This is a genomic window from Rhizobium sp. NZLR8, from assembly GCF_019685025.1.
In the GTDB taxonomy this organism is placed as follows: domain Bacteria; phylum Pseudomonadota; class Alphaproteobacteria; order Rhizobiales; family Rhizobiaceae; genus Rhizobium.
The window spans coordinates 16,765-40,949 of sequence record NZ_JABDVY010000001.1 but is presented as its reverse complement, the minus strand read 5'-3'; the positions used below and the strand labels follow the sequence as shown (position 1 = coordinate 40,949).

Here is a 24,185-nt window from a genome sequence, read left to right as displayed (position 1 = left end):
CGCCGGAGCGATCCGGCGGGTTCTTCATTTTCGGGCTAGAGCGCGTCGCATCAAAGTTGATCCAGCGCGGCGCTTTGGTCCTTGGTTTTTATGCATTTCGTTATCCCGGAACCGCTGCACGCTTCCTGATGACTTGGATTATGGAAATTTATTCCCAGCCGACCATGCGCTGATAGAGCGCATAAACAGGGTCTTCGGCCGCGCCTGGCTGATGTGGCGTCGGCTCGGAATCAATCATCCTCGGCGTCCTGCGCTCAGGTGCCGCGTTGGCAGCTTCCAGATCGGGCGTGGCATCCCCGCTGCCCGATTGCGCCTGCTGTTGATCCCCTTGCTGCTGGTCTGGCGGTGCCCCATCGTGGTGGTGCTGATGCTGGTGGCTCGTTTCACCGGCCTTCTCGTTCGACGGAACATCCTTGGCGAACTGATAAGGCAGCTGCGTATAGGCAAGCCCCTCCGGCATTCTTGCGGCCAGCGGCAGATAGGACGCCTCGGCCGTCTCGGAAATCGGCATCATTGGCGGTGGCGCGGCGATCTCTTTCGGCTGACGGGCAGCCGCAGTCACGATCTCGGTATCCATCGGCGAAGGGTGAAGCGCTGCGGACTGGCGCGCATCCGGTGCTGCGAACTCCGCCGGCTGCCTGGTCAAGGTTTCGGTCGCATCGCTGATGACGGCTTCGTCGAGGATCACATCGATCTCAACGGCCGCCTCGACGGGACCATCCTCCACGACGGCTTCAATATCCTGCTCGCCGATGATGGTGACAATCATCGCGGAGACCTCTTCGGTCATCGAAGCGACAATTCCTGCCCAGTTCCTGGGAATGACGGGATCGCCCTTTTCCAACACCGCGCGAGGCTGGATGGCAGACGCCTCCGGCGTTTCCCGCGCGTCCTCGGTCGCTGTGGCTTCGGTCGGCAAGGCCGGCGCGGCTTCGATCTCCTGCGGCGCGGATTTTTCCGGGGCGACCTCGCTTGCCGCCGCCGACGCGGACTGAGCCCGGTTTTGAGGCTGCTGCGTTTCCGGATCTTCTGCGTCCACGGCCTCGGCGACGACCACTTCCTCGGCGGTCGCCAGAGCCGCGGCCTCGATCAGCAAACTGGCCGGCGCGGATAGCTTGTCTGCCGGCTGGCGCGTGGCGGCAGACCCACGATCCTCATGAAGTTGGATCTCAGGACGAGCTTCGGCGCGCATCGGCGAAGCGTCGTTCTGGCCGTAGGAGCGGACGACGGCGCGGGCGGCGAGATCGCGATCCTTGTAGCGGACGATTTCCAGATAGGCGACGATGCGGGCTGCTTCCGGGCCTGTGGGGTTCTTCAGGGCTGCGGCGATCATCCGGAGCGGCAGGCTATGGCCCTCTGCGGTGAATTGGCGCTCGACCTCGTCGATCCTGAGAGCCGGCAGCCGCTGGATGGCATCGGCGAGCCGGGAGGCGAAGGCAAGATTGGTCTCGTCCTCGCCGCGATCCAGCGAGATCGCGCGGCCGGCGGCATCGATGGCATCGAAAAGGGCTTCGACCATGCGCTCACGCGCGGCAAGGAGCAGGATATTGAGCTTGCCGGCAATGGCGGAATTCAGGTCGGCGGCTTCGACGGGATTGACAGGCGCCGGCGCAATCACAGAACGGCCGAGGCCGCCGGCGACGATCGCCGCAGTCTGGCCTTGGGACGAAAAGCTTGCATTGGACGCTGCACGAACGGGAGTCAACATGGCATGCTCCTTTCGCAAAGTGACGATGAAAGCAGGCTCTATAAAAGGACCGCGCTCATCCGGCCCCCTTGCATCCCAGCAGATCCTCCTGTCCGCATGACGCAATAGCCGCGTCATCGAAATGCATAAACATTAATGGGAATTTTAGGAAAGAGGCGTTAACGAATCGCTAACGCCGCGGACACGCCAGTCCACGGCCTTTGTCTGTCTGCGTGTCGCAGGCAATTTAATCAGCTGTGGGCGAAGATATCGGCCTCTTCCCAGCCGAGCAGGTCGAGCTTGGCGCGGGTCGGCAGGAATGCAAAGCAGGCCGTCGCATGGTCGAACCGGCCGTCGCGAAGCAGGCGTTCCGTCAGCTTGTCGCGCAACGCGTGCAGATAGAGCACATCGGACGCGGCATATTCGAGCTGGGCTTGAGATAGCGGCTCGGCCGCCCAATCGGAAGATTGCTGCGCCTTGGAGACATCAACGTCGAGCATCTCCTTGAGATTATCCTTGAGCCCGTGGCGATCGGTATAGGTCCGGATCAGGCGCGAGGCGATCTTGGTGCAGAACACCGGCGTCGTCGTGACGCCGAAAGTATGGAAGAGCACGGCAATATCGAAGCGGCCGTAATGAAAGATCTTCTGATGGGTGGGATCTTCGAGCAGGGCGACGAGATTGGGGGCCTCTTTCTGGCCGGCGGCGATACGGATGACGTCGGCGGTGCCGTTACCCGGCGAAAGCTGGACGACGCAGAGCCGATCCCGGCGCGGCACTAAGCCGAGCGTTTCGGTGTCGATGGCGATTGCGCCGGTGTAACGGGCGGCATCGGCCGCGGAAATATCGCCTTGGTGATAACGTATGGTCGCAGCCATGAGACTATCTTTCGTTCGAATGTCAGGCTGAACCGGCCTGAAATCGTCGTGTTTTAGCGCTATAGCGCAACGCCGCAAAATGCGAAACTGCTTCCTGTACGGGTGGGTCAGAATGTCGGCGGTGTGTTGATCCAGAGAAGCACGGTTTCGCCGTCGTGGCGGTTGCGCCAGGAATGATAGCGGCGGCTTTCGAAATAGAGCGAATCGCCCGGACCGAGATCGAAAAACTGATCGCTGTCGAGCACCAGCTCGAGCCGGCCGGCCAGGACATGCATGAATTCCTCGCCCTCGTGACGATAGGCGCCCTCGCTGGCCGCCCCCGGCGCCAGCACGAAACGATGACAATCCATCATCCTGCGGCCTTCGGCGAGCAACTGCACCGCGACTCCAGGCGTTGTTTCAGGCCAGGTGCGCCACGCCCCGGCACGCACCACAGCCGATCCCTCCTCGCTTTCCTCGCCTGAAAGGCGCGAGACGGTGGTGCCATAATACTCGGCGAGGTCATGTAGGGTCTTGAAGCTCACGCCCTGCGAAGTGCGCTCCAGCGTCGAGAGCGTCGAAGCGGTGATGCCGATGTCGCCAGCCACCTGATCGAGCGTCTTGCCGGCGGCATGGCGCAGGCTGCGCAGCTTGCGGCCGAGGCCCGCGCCCTGGCTTGCCTCCGCACCATCGGCCGGAGGCTCCTCCCCTTCCAACGCCTCACGGATTGCCGCGGGATTGAGGCCACGCTCGACACGAAACCAAGAGATGCGCTTCAACCGCGCCACATCGTCGGCGCTGTATTGCCGATGGCCGGTTTCCGAACGGCCAGGAACCAAAAGGCCCTGGCTTTCCCAGAGGCGCAGCGTCGAGGCCGAAACGCCCGCCAGCCTTGCGGCCTCCGCCACCTTGTAGCGCACAGGTCCGCTATCGTTCATCCAGAAACATCCCGATTCCAATCGCTGCGAGCATTCATCAAAACGCGTGATGTTTGAAGCAAAAAATCCCGCTTGTTTTCTTGCAGGAAAAATGTAGGAGTTTTCTACATAGCTTGCAGAACTTCTGCAAGATAATTCCAGCCCCCTTTCAGCGCAGGAGCACACCCGATGAACGCGACAAGCCTTACCGACCGGAAGAACGCCGCCATCTCCCGCGGCGTCGGCATGACGACCCAGATTTATGCCGATCGCGCAGAAAATGCCGAGATATGGGACAAGGAAGGCCGCCGCTACATCGATTTCGCCGCCGGCATCGCCGTTCTCAACACCGGCCACCGCCATCCGCGGGTGATCGCCGCGGTCAAGGATCAGCTCGACCGTTTCACCCATACCTGCCATCAGGTGGTGCCCTACGAAAGCTACGTGCACCTCGCCGAACGGCTGAACGTGCTCGTGCCTGGTGATTTCGAGAAGAAGACGATTTTTGTTACGACGGGTGCCGAAGCGGTCGAGAACGCCGTCAAGATCGCGCGTGCCGCCACCGGCCGCTCGGCCGTCATCGCCTTCGGCGGCGGCTTCCATGGCCGCACTTTCATGGGCATGGCGCTGACCGGCAAAGTCGTGCCCTACAAGGTGGGCTTCGGCGCAATGCCCGGCGATGTGTTCCATATTCCTTTCCCGGTCGAGCTGCACGGCGTCACCGCCGATCAGTCGCTCACAGCCCTGAAGAAGCTTTTCGCCGCCGATGTTGATCCGCAGCGCGTCGCCGCCATCATCATCGAGCCGGTGCAGGGCGAAGGCGGTTTCTACTCCGCACCCGCCGCCTTCATGAAGGCGTTGCGCGAACTCTGCGACCAGCACGGCATCCTCTTGATCGCCGACGAGGTGCAGACCGGTTTTGCCCGCACCGGCAGGATGTTCGCAATGGATCATCACGAGGTGGCGCCGGACCTGACGACGATGGCAAAGAGCCTTGCTGGCGGCTTTCCGCTCGCCGCCGTCACCGGCCGCGCTGAAATCATGGATGCGCCGGGACCGGGCGGGCTCGGCGGCACCTATGGCGGCAATCCGCTCGGGATCGCTGCCGCCCACGCCGTGCTTGACGTCATCAAGGACGAAGATCTCTGCGGCCGCGCCAACCAGCTTGGCGGACGGCTGAAGCAGCGGCTGGAATCGCTGCGCGAGACGGTGCCCGAGATCGTCGATATCCGCGGACCGGGCTTCATGAACGCCGTCGAATTCAACGACCGGACGACGGGATTGCCAAGTGCGGAATTCGCCAATCGGGTGCGGCTGATCGCGCTCGACAAGGGCCTGATCCTGCTCACCTGCGGCATCCATGGCAACGTCATCCGTTTCCTCGCGCCGATCACCATCCAGGATGAGGTTTTCGGCGAGGCGCTCGACATTCTCGAGGCCTCGATGCTGGAAGCGAGTTCGACCAAGTGACGCGACAGGAACCGGATTTCGACGGCCGTCGGCAACCGGCGGCCGCTCCCAAGGAGATATGAGATGGCTTTTACCACCGCCCTGACCAGACACGTTCCCTTCTCTTCGCCCTTCCTGCGCGCTGCCGGCTATATCAACGGCGTCTGGACATCAGGCGATACCGCAAAGACCTTCGACGTGCTCAACCCGGCAACGGGCGAGCTGCTCGCCTCGCTGCCCGATATGGGTACTGAAGAAACGCGGGCGGCGATCGATGCGGCGCATACCGCCCAGCCGGGCTGGGCTGCCCGTCCGGCCAAGGAGCGCAGCGCCATCCTGCGCAAATGGTTCGACCTGATGGTCGCCAATGCCGACGCGCTCGCCGCGATCCTGACCGCCGAAATGGGCAAGCCCTTCCCGGAAGCGCGCGGTGAGATCCTTTATGCCGCCGCCTATATCGAATGGTATGCCGAAGAGGCCAAGCGCATCTACGGCGAGACGATCCCCGCGCCTTCCGACGACAAACGGATGATCGTCATCAGGCAGCCGGTCGGCGTCGTCGGCACGATCACGCCGTGGAATTTCCCGGCAGCGATGATCACCCGCAAGATAGCGCCGGCACTTGCCGTCGGCTGCACGGTGGTGTCGAAGCCCGCCGAGCAGACGCCGCTGACGGCAATTGCGCTTGCCGTGCTCGCCGAACAGGCGGGTATTCCGGCCGGCGTCTTCAACCTCGTCGTCGGCGTCGACGGCCCGGCGATCGGCCGCGAGCTCTGCGGCAATGACAAGGTGCGCAAGATCAGCTTCACCGGCTCGACGGAGGTCGGCCGCATCCTGATGCGGCAGTGCGCCGACCAGATCAAGAAGGTGAGCCTGGAGCTCGGCGGCAACGCGCCCTTCATCGTCTTCGACGATGCCGATCTCGACGCCGCCGTCGAGGGCGCGATCGCCTCCAAATATCGCAATGCCGGCCAGACTTGCGTCTGCGCCAACCGCCTCTACATTCAGTCGAACGTCTATGACGCCTTTGCGGCCAAGCTTGCTGCGAAGGTCGCCGAAATGTCGGTCGGCGACGGATTCAAGCCGGGCGTCATGATCGGGCCGCTGATCGACGAGCAGGGTCTTGCCAAGGTGGAAGACCATGTCGGCGACGCGCTTGCAAAGGGCGCCAAGGTGCTGACCGGCGGCAAGCGCATCGACAGCGCCGGCACCTTTTTCACGCCGACGGTGCTGACCGGCGTCGCCCGCGGCATGAAGGTGGCCCGCGAAGAAACGTTTGGCCCGGTGGCGCCGCTCTTCCGCTTCGAGACGGTCGAGGATGTCATAGCTGAGGCCAATGACACGGAATTCGGCCTGGCCGCCTATTTCTATGCCGGCGATCTGAAGAAGGTCTGGCGCGTGGCGGAAGCACTGGAATACGGCATGATCGGCATCAATACCGGCATCATGTCGTCCGAGACCGCGCCCTTTGGCGGCATCAAACAATCGGGCCTTGGCCGCGAGGGCTCGCGGCACGGCGCCGACGATTATCTCGAAATGAAATATCTCTGCATCGGCGGCGTCTGATCAGCCAGCCAAGGAAATCCGGCACGCGGTATCCGCCGCGTACCGGCAGCGCGCCGTCAATAATGCGGCGGGCGGGTAATTGCCGGCGCGTCCAGCGACTGCTCCTCGAGCGACAGGAAACGTTCCGTCAGCCGGTCGAGCTTGGTGCGCATCTGCTCCACGATCTTCCATTGCTCGGTCAGCTGATCGGAAAGCTCCTCAATCGTTTTTGCCTGATGGGCCAGCATTTCCTCCAGCCGGGTGATGCGGTTCGTCTCGTCGGACATCGATCTTCCTTTGCCGAAACCGGCAGAATAGATGGTTCTCCCAAAGCGGAAATAGGCCAGCGCGTCAATGCTTTCGATGGCTGGCGGAGCGATGCGCCAAACTGTACCGTTTGGTTACCAAAAGACCTTGCCGTGCCTGATGTTGTGGGGTAGGCCCTTATCCATCAGGGAGGAATACTGATGGATGCAGGAAACGGCTTTCTTCATCCGGACCGGCTCTTTCCGGCCGATCCGGCAACACGGACCATTGCGCGAGATCTCTACGAGACGGTGCGCAATCTTCCAATCGTCAGCCCGCACGGGCACACCGAACCCGCCTGGTTCGCCGACGACAAGCCCTTCGAAGACGCCGCCTCGCTGCTGGTCATTCCCGATCACTATCTCTTCCGGATGCTGCACAGCGTCGGCGTCACCTTGGATGAGCTCGGTGTGCCGCGACTCGATGGCAAGCCGGTGGCTGCGGGACGGGCGATCTGGCGGACCTTTGCCGCGCATTATCACCTCTTCCGCGGAACGCCTTCGAGCCTCTGGGTCGATCACGCGATGTCGGCCGTGCTCGGCTGCACCGAGCCGCTGACACCTGACAATGCCAATGCGCTCTACGACCATATCAATGCCCAGCTCGCCCTTCCCGAATTCCGTCCGCGGGCGCTGCATCAGCGATTCGGGATCGAAACGATCGCGACCACGGACGGCGCGCTCGACCCGCTTGTGCATCACCAGAAGCTGGCGGCGGACGGCTGGATCGGCAAGGTGCGCACCACCTACCGGCCGGACAGCGTCACCGATCCAGAAGCCGTCGGCTTCCGCGACAACATGGTCAAATTCGGCGAGATCACCGGCACTGAGGTGACGCGCTGGGACGGACTGATCGAGGCGCATCGGCGCCGACGCGCCTATTTCCGCCAGTTCGGCGCTACCGCAACCGATCACGGTGTACCCACGGCCTTCACCGCTGATCTGCCGGTTGCGGAAAAACAGGCGCTGCTCGACAAGGCGCTGAGGGGCCCGCTTTCGCCAGAAGAGGCCGAGCTCTTCCGCGGCCAGATGATGACCGAAATGGCCGGGCTTTCGGCCGAAGACGGCATGGTGATGCAGATCCATGCCGGCTCGAGACGCAATACCGACCGCGGGCTCTTTGCGACGCGCGGCCCGAATATGGGCGCCGATATCCCGAAACCCACGGATTGGGTCGGCGGCCTGGATGCGCTGCTTTCGAAATACGGCCATGCGCCGGGCCTGCGGGTGCTGCTGTTCACGCTCGACGAAACGACCTATGCGCGCGAGATGGCGCCAATGGTTGGCCACTGGCCCTGCCTGATGATCGGCCCACCCTGGTGGTTCCACGACAGCCCGCTCGGCATTCGCCGCTATCTCGACCAGGTGGTGGAAACAGCAGGTTTCGCCAATATGGCCGGCTTCAACGACGATACGCGGGCGCTGCTTTCAATCCCGGCGCGGCATGACGTCTGGCGCCGCGAAGTCTGCGGCTTCCTCGCTGGGCTCGCCGCCGAGCATCGGATTTCCAAGAGGGAAGCCGAGATCGTTGCAGGCGAACTCTCCTATGGCAATGCAAAGAAGGCCTACAAGCTGTGACCGAACGACTGCAGACCCTTTCCGGCCTCGCCCCGACGGCGAAGCTTCCGGCCTATGACCGCAGCCAGCTGAAAAGCGGCATTCTGCATCTGGGGCCTGGCGCGTTTTTCCGCGCGCATTTTGCGCCGTTTACGGATGGTGCGCTTGCAGCCGCAGGCGACGACTGGGGTATCGAGGTGGCAAGCTTGCGCACGCCTGATGTCGCCGACAATCTGAGCGCCCAGAATGGGCTCTATACGACGCTGATCCGCGATACATCGGGCACGACGGCTGAGGTGATCGGTTCGATCCTGAAGGCGCATGTGGCGCCGCGCGATCCGGCCGGCCTGCTGGCGCGGCTCGAAGATCCCGCGATCCGCATCGTCAGCATGACGGTGACGGAAAAGGCCTATGGTTTCAATCCGGCAACCGGCGGCCTCGACCTCAAACATCCCGATATCGTCGCCGACCTCGCCAACCGGCATGCGCCGCGCGGCGTCATCGGCTATCTGGTGGAAGGCCTTGCACGCCGCCGGCAGAAGGGAATAGCCCCCTTTACGCCGCTGAGCTGCGACAACCTGCCGAGCAACGGCGCCGTTCTGAAACGCCTCGTGCTCGAATTCACCTCCCGCATCGATGCCGATCTGCATACCTGGATCGAAGCGAATGTGCCCTTCCCGTCGACGATGGTCGACCGCATCACGCCGGCGAGCACCGACGCGACCTATGCCGATGCCGAGCGGCTGACGGGCCGCACCGATTTGGCGGCGATCGAGACGGAGCCCTTTACGCAATGGGTCATCGAAGACCATTTCGCCAATGGCCGGCCGGCCTGGGAAAAGGTGCGCGGCGCACTGATGGTCGAAGACGTCTCGGCCTATGAGAAGATGAAGCTCAGGATGCTGAACGGCGCCCACTCGCTGCTCGCCTACCTCGGTTATATCGGCGGCTATGAATTCATCCGCGACGTGATGGATGATGAAGCCTTGGCAGCCCTTGCCTACCGCCATATGCATGCGGCGGCGAGAACGCTCGATCCGGTTCCCGGCATCGATCTCGACGACTATGCCAATGAATTGATAGCCCGCTTTGCAAACAAGGCGATCGCCCATCGAACCTATCAGATCGCCATGGACGGCACGCAGAAACTGCCGCAGCGGCTACTGGAACCGGCAAGCGAGGCGCTGGCGCATGGCGACAGGGCTGAAACCTACGCCATCGCCGTTGCGGCATGGATGCGCTATGCGATCGGCGAACACGGCAACGGCGATCGCTACGAACTACGCGATCCCCGTGCTCAGGAAATTGTCGCTTTGATCGCCGATGTCCCGCGCACCGGCCCGGCGATTTCGGCGGCGCTTTTCACCCTTCCCGGACTTTTCCCGGCGGCTTTGACCGGACACCGGGCTTGGACGCAGGATGTGTCGGACAAGCTGGAGATCCTGATCCAGGACGATCGGTTGCCGCTATTTTGAGCCTTTCCGACATAGGAGAGGGCGCGCCCTCTCGGAACGCTCGAGCGCACAGGAATTCGACCCGTCACGCCTTCACCCGCGCCATATCGGGATCGTAGAGCGGCGCCAGCGACACCTTGCAGGGGATGCGCTCCCGCGCGACATCGAGCTCATAAGTGCCGGAGAGGATGAAATCCTCCGTGACGCCGTCGGGGCTGCGGACATAACCGTAGCCGATCGGCTTGCCGAGCGTATAACCGAAGCCGCCGCTCGACAGCCAGCCGACGCGCTTACCGTCGCGATAGATCGTTTCGCGGCCGAGCAGCACGGTATCGGGATCGTCGGGAACGAAGCAGGCGAGGCGCTTCTTCACCCCATCCGCCAGCTGCCGCGCGATCGCCTCACGGCCGCGGAAGGCAATGTTCTTCTTGATCTTCACCGCCCAGCCGAGGCCGGCTTCGACCGGCGTATGGTCGGGACCGATATCGGACCCCCAGGCGCGATAACCCTTTTCCAGGCGGCAGCTCTCGATGGCGCGGTAGCCGGCATTGACGAGGCCGAGCTCGGCGCCGGCGGCCATCAACACGTCATAGACCGTGGTGGCATATTCAATCGGGATATGCAGTTCATAGCCGAGTTCGCCGACATAGGTGATGCGCAGCGCCCGCACCGGGCAACCCGATATGCCGACGGTTCTGACCTTGCCGAAGGGAAAGGCCGCATTCGAGACGTCGCTGCCGGTCACCTTTTCCAGCACGGCGCGGGAATTCGGCCCCATCAGCGACAGCACGGAATAGGCTGAGGTGACGTCGACCAGTTCGGCATGCATCTCCGCCGGAATATTGCGAGCGATCCAATTGAAGTCATGGGTGGCGAAACCGGTGCCGGTGACGATGTAATATTCGTCCTCGGCGATGCGGGCGACCGTCACGTCGCATTCGATGCCGCCCTTGTCGTTTAGCATTTGCGTGTAGACGAGCGATCCCACAGGCCTTGCGACATCGTTGGCGGCGATCCAGGAGAGTGCGGCCTCGGCATCCCTGCCCTTCAGCACGAATTTGGCGAATGAGGTTTGGTCGAAGATAACGGCCGCCTCGCGCACGGCCTTGTGCTCGCGGCCGACGGCGTCAAACCAGTTCTGGCGGCCGTAACTATACACATCCCTTGGCTCCTCGTTGGCGAAGAGATCGGCAAACCAGTTCGGCCGCTCCCAGCCGAGCTTTTCACCGAAACAGGCGCCCTGCGCCTTCAGCCGGTCATAGAGCGGCGATTTGCGGCAGGGGCGGCCGGTCGAATGCTCCTCGAACGGCCAGGCCATGGTGTAGTGCTTGCCATAGGCTTCGAGCGTGCGCGTGCGCGCCCAGTCGGTATCGAAATGCGGGCGGCCGAAACGGCGGATGTCGACCGGCCAGAGATCGTAGGGCGGTTCGCCTTTCGTCACCCATTCGGCAAGCGCCATGCCGGCGCCGCCGGCCGAGGCGATGCCGAAGGCGTTGAAGCCGGCGCCGACGAAGAAATTCTTCAGCTCCGGCGCCTCGCCGAGAATGAAATTGCCATCCGGCGTGAAGCTTTCCGGGCCGTTCAGCAGCTGTTTGACGCCGACATTCTCCAGCGCCGGAACGCGGCCGAGCGCCTGTTCCATGATCGGCTCGAAGTGGTCGAAATTACTGTCCAGCAGCGTGTAGTGGAAACCCTCGGGGATACCGTCTTTCGCCCAGGCAATGGGGTTCGGCTCGTAGCCGCCCATGACGATGCCGCCGACCTCCTCCTTGTAATAGGTCAGGCGATCGGGATCGCGCAGCGTCGGCAGATTGGAAGGCACGCCGAAGGATTCGGTGATGATGTATTGATGCTCGACCGAGACCAGCGGCACATTGACGCCGAAACGGGCGGCGAAGGCGCGCGTCCATTGGCCGGCGCAGACGACGACGCGCTCGCATTCGATGCGCCCCTGCGCCGTGACGACGGCGCGGATCCTTCCGTTGTCGATCTCGAGATCGAGAACTTCGGTATCCTCGAAGATCGAAACACCAGACATGCGGGCGCCCTTCGCCAGCGCCTGAGTGATGTCGGAGGGATTGGCCTGGCCGTCGGTGGGAAGGAAAGCGGCCCCGACCAGATCATCGACCGTCATCAACGGCCAGAGATCGAAGGCTTCCTGCGGCGTCAGCAATTGCATTTCCAAGCCGAAGGACTGGGCGGTGGTCGCCTGGCGCCTGACCTCCGTCCAGCGCTCCTCGTTGCAGGCAAGCCGTAGGCCGCCATTCATCTTCCAGCCGGTGCCGAGGCCGGTTTCCTGCTCCAGCCGTTTGTAGAGATCGACGGAATAACCGAGCAGCTGGGTGATGTTGGCGCTGGTGCGCAACTGGCCAACGAGGCCGGCGGCATGGAAAGTGGTTCCCGAGGTGAGCTTCTTACGCTCCAAGAGGACGGTATCGGTCCAGCCGAGTTTGCCGAGATGATAGGCCGTCGAGCAGCCGATGATACCGCCGCCGATGACAACGGCTTTTGCCGTCTTCGGTAATTCCTTCGTCATTTATTGTCCTGCTCAAAAGCTTGATAGGCGCGTTCGAAGCGCGCGAGATTTTCGGCCGTATAGCCGGAATAGTCGAAATCGATGGTGGAATGGATTTCCGAAATCATGCTCCAGAGCGTCTCGCGCAGCAGCGAGGCGCATTTCATCGCGCCATAGCGCCGGGTGAGGTCATCGGTCAGCGGCCGGTCGAAATAGATCTCCAGCATCATGCGCTCGACCGCATCAGGGAGTTCGTTGTTCGAGGCCAGTCCGCCGAGATCGAACAGCGGCGTGTTGAAGCCGGCATAGTCCCAGTCGATCAGCCAGAGCCGCTTGCCGTCATCAAGAAAGTTGGCGGCCAGCAGGTCGTTATGGCCGAAGGCGATCTCGAACGGCCCTGCCGCTGCTTCCAGCGTCTCGGCCTTGCCGATCAGCGCCGACAGCAGCGGGAGATAGGCGCTGCCCGACGCCTTCAGATTGGCGGCGTAGTCGCGAATGACGTGGAAGACCCAGAAGATCATTGCCTGACCACGGAAATGCCGGGCGATATCGCAGTGGCAGGCACGGACCAAGGGGACGATCCGGGTCAGCATTTCCGGTGTCCTGACATCCTCCGGTGAAAGCGCCCGTGCCTCGATATATTCGAGCACCAGCACGCCGGGCGAATGGTGGATGACAGCGGGCGATATGCCGGCGGCATGGGCCGCACGGCTTGCGGCAAGCTCGTTCTGCCGGTTGATGTGGTGGATCGGAATATCGGTGCCGAGCCTCACCACGCAGCGCGCCACGGCATCGCTGACTAGGTAATTCCGGTTGGTAATGCCGCCGGATATCGGCGAAATCTCGATCGGGCCCTGCCAGATGCCAAGGGCATGAATCCTATCTTCAGGCGTCATGCTTGTCCCCCAGAGCATGATGCCGAAAAGTGTGAGCGGTTTTCGGACGACAGCATGCTCTAACTAATTAAGTTAGAACAGGATTCATCCTGTTCCAACGGCCCCATCCGGAAATGATGGGGCAGAGGGGGATCGGCTGTCAAGAAGGGCGGTTAGATCGTTTTGCCGGCGGCGTCGAAGACGTGACAGCGGGCCGGATCGAAGGAAGTCTTCACATTGGCGCCGCGCTCGACCTTCTGCTGGCCGCCGAGCGCAACGGTCAGGAGCTGGCTATCGGGCGTCGTCGTGTAAAGCATGGTGGCGCCGCCGAGATTTTCGACGAGATCGATGTTGACGGTCGACAGTGCGATGGCGCCCTCGGCGAGGGAAAGATGCTCGGGACGGATGCCGAAGGTGACGTCCTGGCCAGCCTCGCCTTTCAGCCGGCGCGGCAGGCGAACCGAATTGCCGCAGACATGGATGCTGGTTTCAGCCTCGCCGACCTGCTCGATGCGGGCCTTGAGAAAGTTCATTTTCGGGCTGCCGATGAAACCGGCGACAAAGCGGTTGGCCGGGTTGTTGTAGAGATCGAGCGGCGCGCCGACCTGCTCGATGCGGCCGGAATTCAACACCACGATCTTGTCGGCCATCGTCATGGCTTCGACCTGGTCATGGGTGACATAGATCATGGTGTTACCCAGGCTGCGGTGCAGGCGGGAGATCTCGACGCGCATCTGCACGCGCAGTTCGGCATCGAGGTTCGACAGCGGTTCGTCGAACAGGAAGATCCGCGGTTCGCGCACGATGGCGCGGCCGATCGCAACACGCTGACGCTGACCGCCGGAGAGCGCTTTCGGCTTGCGCTCCAGCAGCTTCTCGATCTGCAGGATCTCGGCGGCACGCTTCACCTTCGGCTGGATATCGGTCTTCTTGTAACCCGCCGTCTCCAGGCCGAAGGCAAGGTTCTTGTAAACCGACATATGGGGATAGAGGGCATAGGACTGGAAAACCATGGCGATGCCACGTTTGGCGGGCGCCACCTCGTTCATGCGCTCGCTGTCGAGAAGCAGCGCGCCGGCGGTGATCTCCTCGAGACCGGCGATCATGCGCAGAAGGGTCGATTTTCCGCAGCCGGAGGGGCCGACGAAAACGACGAATTCGCCGGGATCGATCGTCAGGTCGATGCCATGGATCACATCCAGCGAGCCGTAGCGCTTCTCGACCTTCTGAAGAACGACACTGGTTGCCATCTTCTCAAAACCCTCTCGTTTTATTTATCGGTTACTTCGTTCTTGCGCGCCAATCGGCGTATTTCGGACTGTCAGGACCGACCGGCAGCGGCACGTCGGCGCCGCTGTCGGAAGACTGGTAAATGGCGGTCACCAGTTCCAGCGCGCGACGAGCATCCACCGTCGTCACCGGCAGCGGCCCCTGGCCGCTGAGGAAGGCGTGGAACTGGCCCATCTGGGTGGTGAAACGCGGCGCGACCGGCTGCCAGTCGGCAATCACCCGGTCGATCTTCTCCCGCACCTCGTCATTCGCAGCGATAATCTTCCAGGGATCCTTGCCTGGTGTGTAGGGTTCGTGGCTGCTTTCGAACGTGACGTTCTCGAAGTGCAGCCTTAGCCGGCTCAATTGTTCCTGCGAACCAAGCGTGCAGGACAGCGAGACAAAGGCGCCGTTTTCCATCAGCAGGCTGGCGGAGGCGCAATCCTCGACCTCGATATCGTTGACGCGGGTGGCGACACGGCCGAAGACCCTTGCTGCCGGGCCCATCAGATGCATCATCATGTCGTGCAGATGCAGCGCATGGGTAACGAGCACGCCGCCGAGTTCGGTCGCCCATTTGCCGCGCCAGGGAACGGCGTAATATTCCGGCTTGCGCAACCAGAAGGTTTCGACCGAAGCCGTATAGGCCTTGCCGGCAATGCCGGCATCGATGATCCGCTTGGCTTTCTGGATACCGTCGCCATAGCGATATTGGAAGATCGGCATCAGTACGCCTTTGGCGGCTTTTTCCGCTTCCATGATGGTATCGACACCGGCCAGCGAGCCGGTCAGCGGCTTTTCGCAGACGACATGTTTGCCGGCGGCGAGCGCCGCGACCACCTGTTCCAGATGAATGCCGGGTGGGGTGCAGATATCGATGATGTCGATCGTGTCGTCGGCCAGCAGTTCTGCAAAAGAGGTGGTGCGGCGTTCGATACCGAACTCGTCGCCGACCGCCGACAAACGCTCTCCGTTCAGGTCGCAGATCGCCACGACCTTGAACTTGTCGGAATGCGGCAGGTAGCCTTCGACGATGTGGGAGCGGCCGATGCCGCAGCCGACGATCGCCACCGTCTTCATGCTCATGTCGCTTTTTCCCGCTATCGCCGTCAACGCTTCATGCCCGTCGTGGCGATGCCCTCGATCAGCAGACGCTGGAAGAACAGGAAGAAGAAGAATACCGGCACCAGCGTCAGGGTCGACATGGCGAACAAACCGCCCCAATCCGATGCGCTGGTGGAGTCCACGAAGGTCCGCAGGCCGAGCTGGATCGTATAGGTGTTCATGTCGTTCAGGTAGATCAGCGGACCGAAGAAATCGTCCCAGGTCCATATGAAGGAGAAGATGGCGGCCGTCGCCAGCACCGGCAGCGACAACGGCAACATGATCTTCCAATAGATGCGCCAGGCGCTGCAACCATCCATCATCGCCGCCTCGTCGAGTTCGCGCGGGATACCGCGGAAGAACTGCACCATCAGGAAGATGAAGAAGGCATCGCTTGCCAGGAACTTCGGCACGACAAGCGGCAGGATGGTGTTGACCCAGCCGAGATCGAGGAAGAGCACATATTGCGGGATCAGCGTCACGTGATAGGGGATCATCAGCGTGCCGAGCATGATCGCGAACCAGAAATTCCGGCCGACGAACCGCAGCCGCGCAAAGGCGAAGGCCGTCAGCGAACAGGCGATGACATTGCCCGTCACCACCAGCAGCGAAATGACCAGCGAATTCCAGAAGAACCGGCCGAAGCTGACATCGAGGCCGACCCAACCGCGCGCATAGGAGGAGAAATCGATCGACGACGGGATGAGCGAGGTCGACGAGAAGATCTCGGTTTCCGGCCTGACCGATGCCGAAACCATCCACAACAGAGGATAGAGCATCAGAAGCGATGCGGCGATCAGCAGGGCGTGGATGATGAGCGACGCCGGCAGACTGCGTTTGGTGATGTCCGATGGCGGCCTGGCCGCAGTGACGGAAGCGGTCATCTCAGTCATCGTAGTGCACCCAATAACGCGAGGTCAGGAAGGAGAAGGCAGTGAAGATCGCGATGATCACCACCAGGATCCAGGCGAGCGCCGAGGCATAGCCCATGCGGAAATTGCCGAAGGCTTCCTGATAGAGGTAGAGCGTGTAAAAGAGCGTCGAGTTGATCGGACCGCCCGTGCCGCCGGAGATGATGAAGGCGGGCGTGAAGGCCTTGAAGGCATCAATCGTCTGGACGACGGCGTTGAAGAAGATCACCGGCGTCAGAAGTGGCAGCGTGATCTTGTAGAATTGCCGGAATTTCGAGGCGCCGTCGAGGCTCGCGGCCTCATACATATCCTGCGGGATCTGGCGCAGGCCGGCCAGGAAGATGATCATCGGCGAGCCGAACTGCCAGACGGACAGCGCCACCAGCGTGTAGATCGAATAGTTCGGATGCGAGATCCAGCTCGGTCCCTCGATGCCGATCTGGGCAAGGGCCGCGTTGATGAGGCCGTCACTGGCGAAAAGCTGGCGCCAGAGCACGGCGATCGCCACGCTGCCACCCAGCAGTGAGGGGAGGTAGAAGATGGCGCGATAGATCGGCAGCCCACGCAGGCCGCGGTTCAGCGCCATGGCGACCAGCAAGGCGAAGGTCAGCTTGAACGGCACCGATAAGACGACATAAGTCAGGGTTACGTGCATGGCGGCCGAGAATTTCGGATCCGCCGTGGCGATGCGCACGTAATTCGCAGCCCCCACCCACCGCGGCGACTGGATCATGTCGAAGTCGGTGAAGGAAAGGTAGAGCGAAATCAGGGCCGGCCCGAGGGTCAACCCGAAAAAGCCGATGAGCCATGGCAAAAGGAAGAGATAGCCGGGAGCATTGGCATTCCAGAGACGCCGGAAGCGTCCTTCGGCCACGGCACCCTGATAGCTTTCCACTGATATGGCCCCTGCGGGCGTGCGCATCGCATTGCTCATACGGGATCAGCCTCGTGCGAGAATCTGCGTGATTTCAGTGACGAGCTGTTTGCCGCCATCGGCGGGAGACAGCTGTCCGAAGCCGACCTGTTCGGCGATGTTGCGCAACATCAGCTCGCCCTCACCGGCGCCGGCCGGCGGCGGCGGCGGCAATTTGCCGGCGAGGTCGCCAAGACCGCTGACATATGCCAGGGCAACCTTGCCGTTCTCATCGAGCTTCGCCGCGACGACCTCGCGCATGGCGGCCGATTCCGGAATGCCGCGTTCGACATCCAGGAGCACCGCCGCCTCGGGGTTCTTGACGAAGAAATTGACGTAGTCGACCGCTTGCTCCACCGATTTCGACTGGGCCGAGACCGAGAAGAACATCGAAGGCTTGCGATAGTGGCCACCCTTCGAATCCGCCTTGATGCGCATGTAGTTGGTGAGCGCCAACTTGTCCTTGCTCATTGCCTGATAGGCGACGAACTGGTTGGAATGGGCAAAGCCGGCCGCAGATTTGCCGAGCGATACCGTGTTGGTTTCGATGTCGTTCTTGTCGAGCGCCTGGACGTCGGCAGGAACGCAGGCGCCGGCCTCACGGAACTTGGCCCACATGTCGTACCATTCCGATGCATCGTCGACGTCGAAGGCGATCTTGCCGTCGGCGGTATAGAGGCCCTTGCCGCGCTGACGCAGCCAGTTTTCGAACAGCGGTTCACCGCCGCTGCCGTCGGCGATGCCGAACATGCCCTTGCGTTTGCCCGCCTTGGTGATCTCGGCGCCCATGCGGCCGAATTCTTCCCAGGTTGTCGCCTGCGTCGGCAGATCGACACCGGCCTCCTTGAAGGCGGTGGTGTTGAGCACCGTCGCGGCCGAGTTCGCCCCGAGGCTGACGCCATAGAGATGGCCGTCGACACTGCCGCCTTCGACCTGCGCCTTGTCGAAATCGTCGAGGTTCAGTTTCGCCGGCATATAGGATTCCAGCGGCGCAAGCGCACCGCGCCGCGCATATTGAACGATATAGCGATAGTCCATCTGGATGATATCAGGCGCATTGCGGCCGGCGACCTGGGTCGCAAGACGCGGCCAGTAATCGCCCCAGCCGAGGAATTCGCCGGTGATCGACGTACCGGCATTCTTTGTCTGGTAAAGTTGGGAGACCTTGTTGGTGCGGTCGGCGCGCGGCTGCGAGCCCCACCACAGGAGACGCAGGCGCGTTTCCTGTGCCAAAGCGCTGGTTCCGAGCGCCGAAAGCGAAAGAAGCGTTGCGCCTCCCGCCACGAAATTACGTCTGCTTACACGTAGGCTCATTTTTTCCTCCTCCTAAGGGGAAGCGCCTCCACACGCTTCCGATGTAGTTACCCTTGCATAAATAACTAATTGGTTACAAGCTACGGGCAAAGCGGCAAGCGTGTCAAGCGGGGTGTCGGTTGTTGCTGGCCGCCCTTCTAAATTCGGTTTTTACAATTTCGCACCGAAGGCTTATGAGCGCAACATCCGAGACGGAGGGGAAACGATGAACGACAACGCGGAAAACGGAGAAAAGAAAAAATCCCGGCGCCCATCTCAGGAACGCACGGCGCAACGCGATCCGGAGCGGACACGCGCCGCGATCCTGGAAGCGGCAACCCGCGAGTTCGCCGAAAACGGCATGGGCGGGGCCCGCGTCGATGCCATCGCCGAACGCGCCGGCACCAACAAGCGCATGCTCTACCATTATTTCGGCGACAAGGAGCAGCTCTACCTCAGAGTGCTCGAAGAAGCCTATGGCGGCATCCGCACGGCCGAGCGCGCGCTTCATATCGGCGACCGTAGCCCGGAAGAAGGCATCGGCGAACTCGCGCTCTTCACCTGGCGTTATTTTCTCCAGCACCCGGAATTCCTGAGCCTGCTCGGCACGGAAAATCTGCATCGCGCCCGCTGGCTGCGCCAGTCCGTTCGGCTAAAAGAACTGCACTCGCATCTGATCGGCGAGCTTTCGGATGTACTCGAGCGGGGAAAGAAGCAGGGCGTCTTCGTCGAGACCGCCGATCCCCTGCACGTCTATCTGACGATCGCCTCGCTCGGCTATTTTTACCTGTCCAACCAGTACACGCTTTCGACGATCTTCGGCCGGGACCTGATCGAGCCGACCCATCTCCATGCCTGGGAAAGGCATATCGTCCACGTGACGCTCGCCTCGATCAAGCGCTGAATCCCGAAAACAGGATTTGACTATTGACAGCCTCGCTGCTCTTCTGCCATCAAGTAACTGTTTAGTTACTGACTTGGGAGGGTCGGGCCGGATGCCCGCTCCCGCCGCAAAAAATTGCAAGGGAGGAAAAATGGCACGCTTGGGGATCATCTTGCACGGCGTTACCGGCCGCATGGGGTACAATCAGCACCTGGTGCGTTCGATCCTCGCCTTCCGCGACCAGGGCGGCATCACGCTGAAATCGGGCGAGAAACTCGAGATCGACCCGATCATCGTCGGCCGCAACGGCGCCAAGATGGAAGAGCTGGCGAAGAAGCATAACATCGGGCGCTGGTCGACCGACCTCGATGCCGCTCTCGCCAATCCCGACGACACGATCTTCTTCGACGCCGGCACGACGCTGATGCGCGCCGAGCTGCTGTCCAGGGCGATCGATGCCGGCAAGCATGTCTATTGCGAAAAGCCGATCTCCGACGATCTGCAAGTGGCACTCGACCTTGCCCGCAAGGCGCGCGGCTCCGGGCTCAAGCACGGCGTCGTGCAGGACAAGCTGTTCCTGCCGGGCCTGCGCAAGCTGGCGCTGCTGAAGGATTCCGGCTTTTTCGGCAAGATCCTCTCGGTGCGCGGCGAATTCGGCTACTGGGTCTTCGAAGGCGATTGGGGCGTGCCCGCCCAGCGTCCGTCCTGGAATTATCGCAAGGGTGATGGCGGCGGCATCATCCTCGACATGCTCTGCCACTGGCGCTACGTGCTCGACAATTTGTTCGGCGAGGTAAAGGCTGTCTCCTGCCTCGGCGCCACCCATATCGGCCAGCGCATCGATGAGCAGGGCAAGCCTTATGATTGCGACACCGATGATGCGGCCTATGCGACCTTCGAGCTCGAGGGCGGCGCCATCGCGCAGATCAACTCCTCCTGGGCCGTTCGCGTTCGCCGCGACGACCTCGTCACCTTCCAGGTCGACGGCACGCATGGTTCGGCTGTCGCCGGCCTGACGAAATGCTGGAGCCAGCACCGCGTCAACACGCCGAAGCCGGTCTGGAACCCCGACCAGCCGCAGACGATCGACTTTTACAAGACCTGGGACGAGGTCCCGGACACGCAGGCTTTCGACAACGGCTTCAAGGCGCAGTGGGAGATGTTCATCCGCCATGTCGTCGAAGATGCGCCGTGGCCCTATGGCTTGGAAGCCGGCGCCAAGGGCGTGCAGCTTGCCGAACTCGGCCTGAAATCCTGGGCAGAGCGCCGCTGGCTCGACGTTCCCGCATTGGAGTTCTGACTGTGACGACGATCAATCTCCCCCTCGACGGCAAGATCGTCCCCTACACACTGACCGGCACGCCGATCGAACTGAAGAAGCGCGACGCCAAGGCCTTCCCGCGCATCGCCTTTGCCGCCGCCCATGTCGTCGCCGATCCGCTCGCCGACAACGACCCGTGGCTGACGCCGGCGATCGACTGGGACCGAACGCTCGCCTTTCGCCACCGGCTCTGGGATCTCGGCCTCGGCGTCGCCGAAGCCATGGATACGGCGCAGCGCGGCATGGGCCTCGGCTGGTCGGAAGCGCGCGACCTCATCCGCCGGGCGCTTGGCGAAGCGGCCGGTCGCAAGGATGCGCTGATTGCCTGCGGTGCCGGCACCGACCATCTAACGCCGGGACCCGACGTGACCGTCGACACGATCCTCAAGGCCTATGAGGAGCAGATCGAAACGGTGGAGGCAGCCGGCGGCCGTATCATCCTTATGGCGAGCCGGGCGCTTGCGGCTGCCGCCAAAGGGCCGGATGACTATATCCGCGTCTACGACCGCATCCTCCGCCAGGTCAAGGAACCGGTCATCATCCATTGGCTGGGCGAGATGTTCGATCCGGCGCTCGAGGGTTATTGGGGCAACGGCGACCACCTCAAGGCGATGTCCACCTGCCTCGAGGTGATCGAGGCACATGCCGACAAGGTCGACGGCATCAAGATCTCGCTGCTTTCCAAGGAGAAAGAAGTGGCGATGCGCCGCCAACTGCCTAAAGCCGTGCGCATGTATACCGGCGACGACTTCAACTATGCCGAACTGATCGCCGGCGACGAAGAGGGTCATTCCGATGCGCTGCTCGGGATTTTCGATGCGATCGCGCCGGCAGCGTCCGCTGCGCTCGACGCGCTCGGCCGCAAGAGTAACCACGAATTCTTCGATCTGCTCGAGCCGACCGTGCCGCTGTCGCGCCACATCTTCAAGGCGCCGACGCGCTTCTACAAGACCGGCGTCGTCTTCCTCGCCTATCTCAACGGCCTACAGGACCATTTCGTCATGGTCGGCGGCCAGCAGAGCACCCGTTCGCTGACGCATCTGGCCGAACTCTTCCGCCTGGCCGACAAGGCGCGGGTTCTCGCCGATCCGGAACTCGCAACGGCGCGCATGAAGCAGGTGCTTGCCGTCCATGGCGTTCACTAAGCGCCGGCACGGCAATGGGAGGGAATGACATGCAAGCCGAAGGACTTTCGATCAATCTGGCGACGATCCGCGAACAATGCGGTTTCGCCGAAGCCGTCGATATCTGCCTGAAACACGGCATCACCTCGATCGCGCCGTGGCGCGACCAGGTCGCCAAGGCCGGTCTCGACGAAGCGGTGCGGATCGTCAAATCGAACGGCATCAAGCTGACCGGACTTTGCCGCGGCGGCTTCTTTCCGGCGGCAAACGATGCCGACTGGCAGAAGAACCTCGACGACAACAGGCGCGCCATCGACGAGGCCGCGGCCTTCGCAGCCGATTGCCTGGTGCTCGTTGTCGGTGGATTGCCCGGCAGCTCGAAGGATATTGTCGCCGCCCGCCAGATGGTGTTTGACGGCATTGCCGCCGTGCTGCCGCATGCGCAGGCTGCCGGCGTCAAGCTCGCCATCGAGCCACTGCACCCGATGTATGCCGCCGACCGGGCCTGCGTGAACACGCTCGGCCAGGCGCTCGACATGTGCGATCAGCTCGGTGAGGATGTCGGCGTTGCGATCGATGTCTACCATGTCTGGTGGGATCCCGATCTTGCCAACCAGATTGCCCGCGCCGGGCGCATGAAACGCATCTTTGCCCATCACATCTGCGACTGGCTGGTGCCGACCAAGGACATGCTGCTTGACCGCGGCATGATGGGCGATGGCGTCATCGACCTCAAGGGCATACGACGGATGGTCGAGGCTGCCGGTTTCTTCGGCGCGCAGGAGGTGGAGATTTTTTCGGCCGAGACCTGGTGGAAACGCCCGGCCGACGAGGTGATCGCCACCTGCGTCGAGCGCTTCCGCAGTTGCTGCCAGATCTGATTTTCAATTCGTTTCATCACGCATGCAGGAGGTTCATTCGATGGAGAAACGCCGTTTTGCCCTGATCGGCACCGGAAACCGCGGCACCACGATGTGGGGCAAGGACCTGCTTGCCGGCTGGCGCGAACATGTCGATCTCATCGCGATCGTCGAGAAGAATTCGCTGCGTGGCGAACGTGCCCGCAATATGATCGGCAGCAACGCGCCGATTTACGACGATATCGACGCGATGCTGGCCGAACAGAAGCCGGATCTGATCATCGTCTGCACGCCTGATCACACCCACGACGACATCGTCGTGCGGGCGCTCGAAGCCGGTATCGACGTCATCACCGAAAAGCCGATGACAACAGCGGTCGACAAGATCAGGCGGATCATCGATGCCGAGAAACGGACCGGCCGGCGCGTCGACGTCTCCTTCAACTACCGCTACGCGCCGACGGCGGCGCGCATTAAGGAACTGTTGAATGCCGGCGAGATCGGCCGGGTGACCTCCGTCGACTTCCATTGGTATCTCAACACCAAACACGGCGCCGACTACTTCCGCCGCTGGCATGCCTATACCGAAAATTCCGGCAGCCTGTTCGTCCACAAGGCGACGCATCATTTCGATCTGTTGAACTGGTATCTCGACAGCGACCCCGAAGCCGTCACCTCCTTTGCCGACCTGCAAAACTACGGCCGCAAGGGCCCATTCCGCGGCCCGCGCTGCAAGCTCTGTCCGCACGCGCATGAATGCGACTATTATCTAGATCTCGAGGCCGATCCGTTCCTCGATCAGCTCTACGAGGATCCCTCGAAGATTGACGGCTATTTCCGCGACGGCTGCGTCTTCCGCGAGGATATCGACATTCCCGACACGATGGTGGTCAGCCTGCGCTATCGCAACAACGTCCATGTCTCCTATTCGCTGAACACCTTTCAACCGATCGAAGGCCATCACCTCGCCTTCAACGGCACCAAGGGGCGCATCGAGCTTCGCCAATATGAGGCCCAGCCCTGGGAAGAGCCGAAGGAAGACACGATCCTGCTGATCCGCAATTTCCCGAACGGCAAGGAGGCGGTCGAGCGCATCGTCGTTCCGCATTTCACCGGCGGCCATTACGGCGGCGACGACCGGATGCGCAATATGATCTTCAAGCCCGACATAGAAGACAGGCTCGCCCAGCGCGCCGGCACGCGGGCCGGCGCCATGTCCGTGCTCTGCGGCATTGCGGCGTTGACAAGCTCGCGCACCGGCAAAGTGGTCAAAATTACCGATCTGATGCCCGAGCTCGCCGATGACGGTTCGCCCAATTCGCTGCGGACATCACGCTGATATCTCG

General features: G+C 62.1%; 20 protein-coding genes. 9 read left to right on the top strand and 11 right to left on the bottom strand.

Translation table 11 applies throughout. The annotated features are described in order from the left end of the window. Positions 1-148: 148 nt before the first annotated feature. From HJB89_RS00165 to HJB89_RS00155, 3 genes are all read right to left on the bottom strand, one after another. Positions 149-1,708: a hypothetical protein gene (locus HJB89_RS00165; protein ID WP_221148633.1), complete on the bottom strand. Its 1,560-nt coding sequence runs from the start codon at positions 1,706-1,708 to the stop codon at positions 149-151. Positions 1,709-1,938: 230 nt separating this feature from the next. Further along, complete coding sequence (locus HJB89_RS00160) at positions 1,939-2,565, bottom strand: ribonuclease D (protein WP_207582393.1); 627 nt, start codon at positions 2,563-2,565, stop codon at positions 1,939-1,941. A 107-nt stretch (positions 2,566-2,672) separates the two neighbouring features. Next, entirely contained in the window at positions 2,673-3,482 is an 810-nt protein-coding gene (locus HJB89_RS00155) for a MerR family transcriptional regulator (RefSeq protein WP_221116459.1), read from the bottom strand. Between the two features lie 168 nt (positions 3,483-3,650). On the opposite strand from HJB89_RS00155, the gene HJB89_RS00150 reads away from it, so the two are divergent. Both HJB89_RS00150 and HJB89_RS00145 read left to right on the top strand, forming a co-directional pair. After that, positions 3,651-4,931, top strand: a complete 1,281-nt coding sequence (locus tag HJB89_RS00150) for a 4-aminobutyrate--2-oxoglutarate transaminase (RefSeq protein ID WP_221148631.1) — start codon at positions 3,651-3,653, stop codon at positions 4,929-4,931. Between the two features lie 63 nt (positions 4,932-4,994). Continuing rightward, a complete protein-coding gene (locus HJB89_RS00145; RefSeq protein WP_221116456.1) occupies positions 4,995-6,476 on the top strand; it encodes an NAD-dependent succinate-semialdehyde dehydrogenase in 1,482 nt (493 codons plus the stop codon). Between the two features lie 56 nt (positions 6,477-6,532). Here HJB89_RS00145 and HJB89_RS00140 read toward each other — a convergent pair whose 3' ends face one another. Then, positions 6,533-6,742: a SlyX family protein gene (locus tag HJB89_RS00140; RefSeq protein ID WP_164016000.1), complete on the bottom strand. Its 210-nt coding sequence runs from the start codon at positions 6,740-6,742 to the stop codon at positions 6,533-6,535. A 180-nt stretch (positions 6,743-6,922) separates the two neighbouring features. On the opposite strand from HJB89_RS00140, the gene uxaC reads away from it, so the two are divergent. Both uxaC and HJB89_RS00130 read left to right on the top strand, forming a co-directional pair. Beyond that, complete coding sequence (uxaC, locus tag HJB89_RS00135) at positions 6,923-8,338, top strand: glucuronate isomerase (protein WP_221116455.1); 1,416 nt, start codon at positions 6,923-6,925, stop codon at positions 8,336-8,338. Beyond that, positions 8,335-9,792 (top strand): mannitol dehydrogenase family protein, encoded by a 1,458-nt coding sequence (locus HJB89_RS00130; protein ID WP_221116454.1) that lies wholly within the window; start codon positions 8,335-8,337, stop codon positions 9,790-9,792. Before uxaC ends, HJB89_RS00130 begins: the two co-directional genes overlap by 4 nt. Positions 9,793-9,856: 64 nt before the next feature. On the opposite strand, the gene HJB89_RS00125 is transcribed toward HJB89_RS00130, so the two are convergent. The 7 genes from HJB89_RS00125 to HJB89_RS00095 form a co-directional block, all read right to left on the bottom strand. Next, entirely contained in the window at positions 9,857-12,307 is a 2,451-nt protein-coding gene (locus HJB89_RS00125; RefSeq protein WP_221148629.1) for an FAD-dependent oxidoreductase, read from the bottom strand. Beyond that, positions 12,304-13,182, bottom strand: coding sequence for a phosphotransferase (locus HJB89_RS00120; protein ID WP_221148627.1), 879 nt, complete (start codon positions 13,180-13,182; stop codon positions 12,304-12,306). Before HJB89_RS00120 ends, HJB89_RS00125 begins: the two co-directional genes overlap by 4 nt. Before the next feature lie 152 nt (positions 13,183-13,334). Further along, positions 13,335-14,411: an ABC transporter ATP-binding protein gene (locus HJB89_RS00115; RefSeq protein ID WP_221148625.1), complete on the bottom strand. Its 1,077-nt coding sequence runs from the start codon at positions 14,409-14,411 to the stop codon at positions 13,335-13,337. Positions 14,412-14,442: 31 nt separating this feature from the next. Beyond that, positions 14,443-15,516, bottom strand: coding sequence for a Gfo/Idh/MocA family protein (locus HJB89_RS00110; RefSeq protein ID WP_207582384.1), 1,074 nt, complete (start codon positions 15,514-15,516; stop codon positions 14,443-14,445). Between the two features lie 23 nt (positions 15,517-15,539). Then, entirely contained in the window at positions 15,540-16,427 is an 888-nt protein-coding gene (locus HJB89_RS00105; protein WP_405049021.1) for a carbohydrate ABC transporter permease, read from the bottom strand. Next, entirely contained in the window at positions 16,420-17,379 is a 960-nt protein-coding gene (locus HJB89_RS00100; RefSeq protein ID WP_207582383.1) for a carbohydrate ABC transporter permease, read from the bottom strand. The genes HJB89_RS00105 and HJB89_RS00100 overlap by 8 nt, the downstream gene beginning before the upstream one ends. Positions 17,380-17,385: 6 nt before the next feature. Continuing rightward, a complete protein-coding gene (locus tag HJB89_RS00095; RefSeq protein ID WP_207582382.1) occupies positions 17,386-18,672 on the bottom strand; it encodes an ABC transporter substrate-binding protein in 1,287 nt (428 codons plus the stop codon). A gap of 205 nt (positions 18,673-18,877) precedes the next feature. Here HJB89_RS00095 and HJB89_RS00090 point away from each other — a divergent pair, with 205 nt between their 5' ends. From HJB89_RS00090 to HJB89_RS00070, 5 genes are all read left to right on the top strand, one after another. Beyond that, positions 18,878-19,555: a TetR/AcrR family transcriptional regulator gene (locus tag HJB89_RS00090; protein WP_221148624.1), complete on the top strand. Its 678-nt coding sequence runs from the start codon at positions 18,878-18,880 to the stop codon at positions 19,553-19,555. 130 nt (positions 19,556-19,685) lie between these two features. Next, positions 19,686-20,834, top strand: coding sequence for a Gfo/Idh/MocA family protein (locus HJB89_RS00085; protein ID WP_207582380.1), 1,149 nt, complete (start codon positions 19,686-19,688; stop codon positions 20,832-20,834). A gap of 2 nt (positions 20,835-20,836) precedes the next feature. Further along, positions 20,837-22,000, top strand: coding sequence for a dihydrodipicolinate synthase family protein (locus tag HJB89_RS00080; protein WP_221116450.1), 1,164 nt, complete (start codon positions 20,837-20,839; stop codon positions 21,998-22,000). Between the two features lie 29 nt (positions 22,001-22,029). After that, entirely contained in the window at positions 22,030-22,860 is an 831-nt protein-coding gene (locus HJB89_RS00075) for a sugar phosphate isomerase/epimerase (protein ID WP_221148623.1), read from the top strand. Between the two features lie 40 nt (positions 22,861-22,900). Continuing rightward, complete coding sequence (locus HJB89_RS00070; protein WP_221148621.1) at positions 22,901-24,178, top strand: Gfo/Idh/MocA family protein; 1,278 nt, start codon at positions 22,901-22,903, stop codon at positions 24,176-24,178. Positions 24,179-24,185: the final 7 nt, after the last annotated feature.

What these genes read in the sequence shown, in the direction of transcription:
- uxaC (WP_221116455.1), top strand. Translation starts at nt 6,923, where the DNA reads ATGGATGCAGGAAACGGCTTTCTTCATCCGGACCGGCTCTTTCCGGCC.
- HJB89_RS00145 (WP_221116456.1), top strand. Translation starts at nt 4,995, where the DNA reads ATGGCTTTTACCACCGCCCTGACCAGACACGTTCCCTTCTCTTCGCCC.
- HJB89_RS00125 (WP_221148629.1), bottom strand. Translation starts at nt 12,307, where the DNA reads ATGACGAAGGAATTACCGAAGACGGCAAAAGCCGTTGTCATCGGCGGC.
- HJB89_RS00115 (WP_221148625.1), bottom strand. Translation starts at nt 14,411, where the DNA reads ATGGCAACCAGTGTCGTTCTTCAGAAGGTCGAGAAGCGCTACGGCTCG.
- HJB89_RS00110 (WP_207582384.1), bottom strand. Translation starts at nt 15,516, where the DNA reads ATGAGCATGAAGACGGTGGCGATCGTCGGCTGCGGCATCGGCCGCTCC.
- HJB89_RS00120 (WP_221148627.1), bottom strand. Translation starts at nt 13,182, where the DNA reads ATGACGCCTGAAGATAGGATTCATGCCCTTGGCATCTGGCAGGGCCCG.
- HJB89_RS00095 (WP_207582382.1), bottom strand. Translation starts at nt 18,672, where the DNA reads ATGAGCCTACGTGTAAGCAGACGTAATTTCGTGGCGGGAGGCGCAACG.
- HJB89_RS00160 (WP_207582393.1), bottom strand. Translation starts at nt 2,565, where the DNA reads ATGGCTGCGACCATACGTTATCACCAAGGCGATATTTCCGCGGCCGAT.
- HJB89_RS00140 (WP_164016000.1), bottom strand. Translation starts at nt 6,742, where the DNA reads ATGTCCGACGAGACGAACCGCATCACCCGGCTGGAGGAAATGCTGGCC.
- HJB89_RS00070 (WP_221148621.1), top strand. Translation starts at nt 22,901, where the DNA reads ATGGAGAAACGCCGTTTTGCCCTGATCGGCACCGGAAACCGCGGCACC.
- HJB89_RS00090 (WP_221148624.1), top strand. Translation starts at nt 18,878, where the DNA reads ATGAACGACAACGCGGAAAACGGAGAAAAGAAAAAATCCCGGCGCCCA.
- HJB89_RS00100 (WP_207582383.1), bottom strand. Translation starts at nt 17,379, where the DNA reads ATGAGCAATGCGATGCGCACGCCCGCAGGGGCCATATCAGTGGAAAGC.
- HJB89_RS00155 (WP_221116459.1), bottom strand. Translation starts at nt 3,482, where the DNA reads ATGAACGATAGCGGACCTGTGCGCTACAAGGTGGCGGAGGCCGCAAGG.
- HJB89_RS00165 (WP_221148633.1), bottom strand. Translation starts at nt 1,708, where the DNA reads ATGTTGACTCCCGTTCGTGCAGCGTCCAATGCAAGCTTTTCGTCCCAA.
- HJB89_RS00105 (WP_405049021.1), bottom strand. Translation starts at nt 16,427, where the DNA reads ATGACTGAGATGACCGCTTCCGTCACTGCGGCCAGGCCGCCATCGGAC.
- HJB89_RS00150 (WP_221148631.1), top strand. Translation starts at nt 3,651, where the DNA reads ATGAACGCGACAAGCCTTACCGACCGGAAGAACGCCGCCATCTCCCGC.
- HJB89_RS00075 (WP_221148623.1), top strand. Translation starts at nt 22,030, where the DNA reads ATGCAAGCCGAAGGACTTTCGATCAATCTGGCGACGATCCGCGAACAA.
- HJB89_RS00085 (WP_207582380.1), top strand. Translation starts at nt 19,686, where the DNA reads ATGGCACGCTTGGGGATCATCTTGCACGGCGTTACCGGCCGCATGGGG.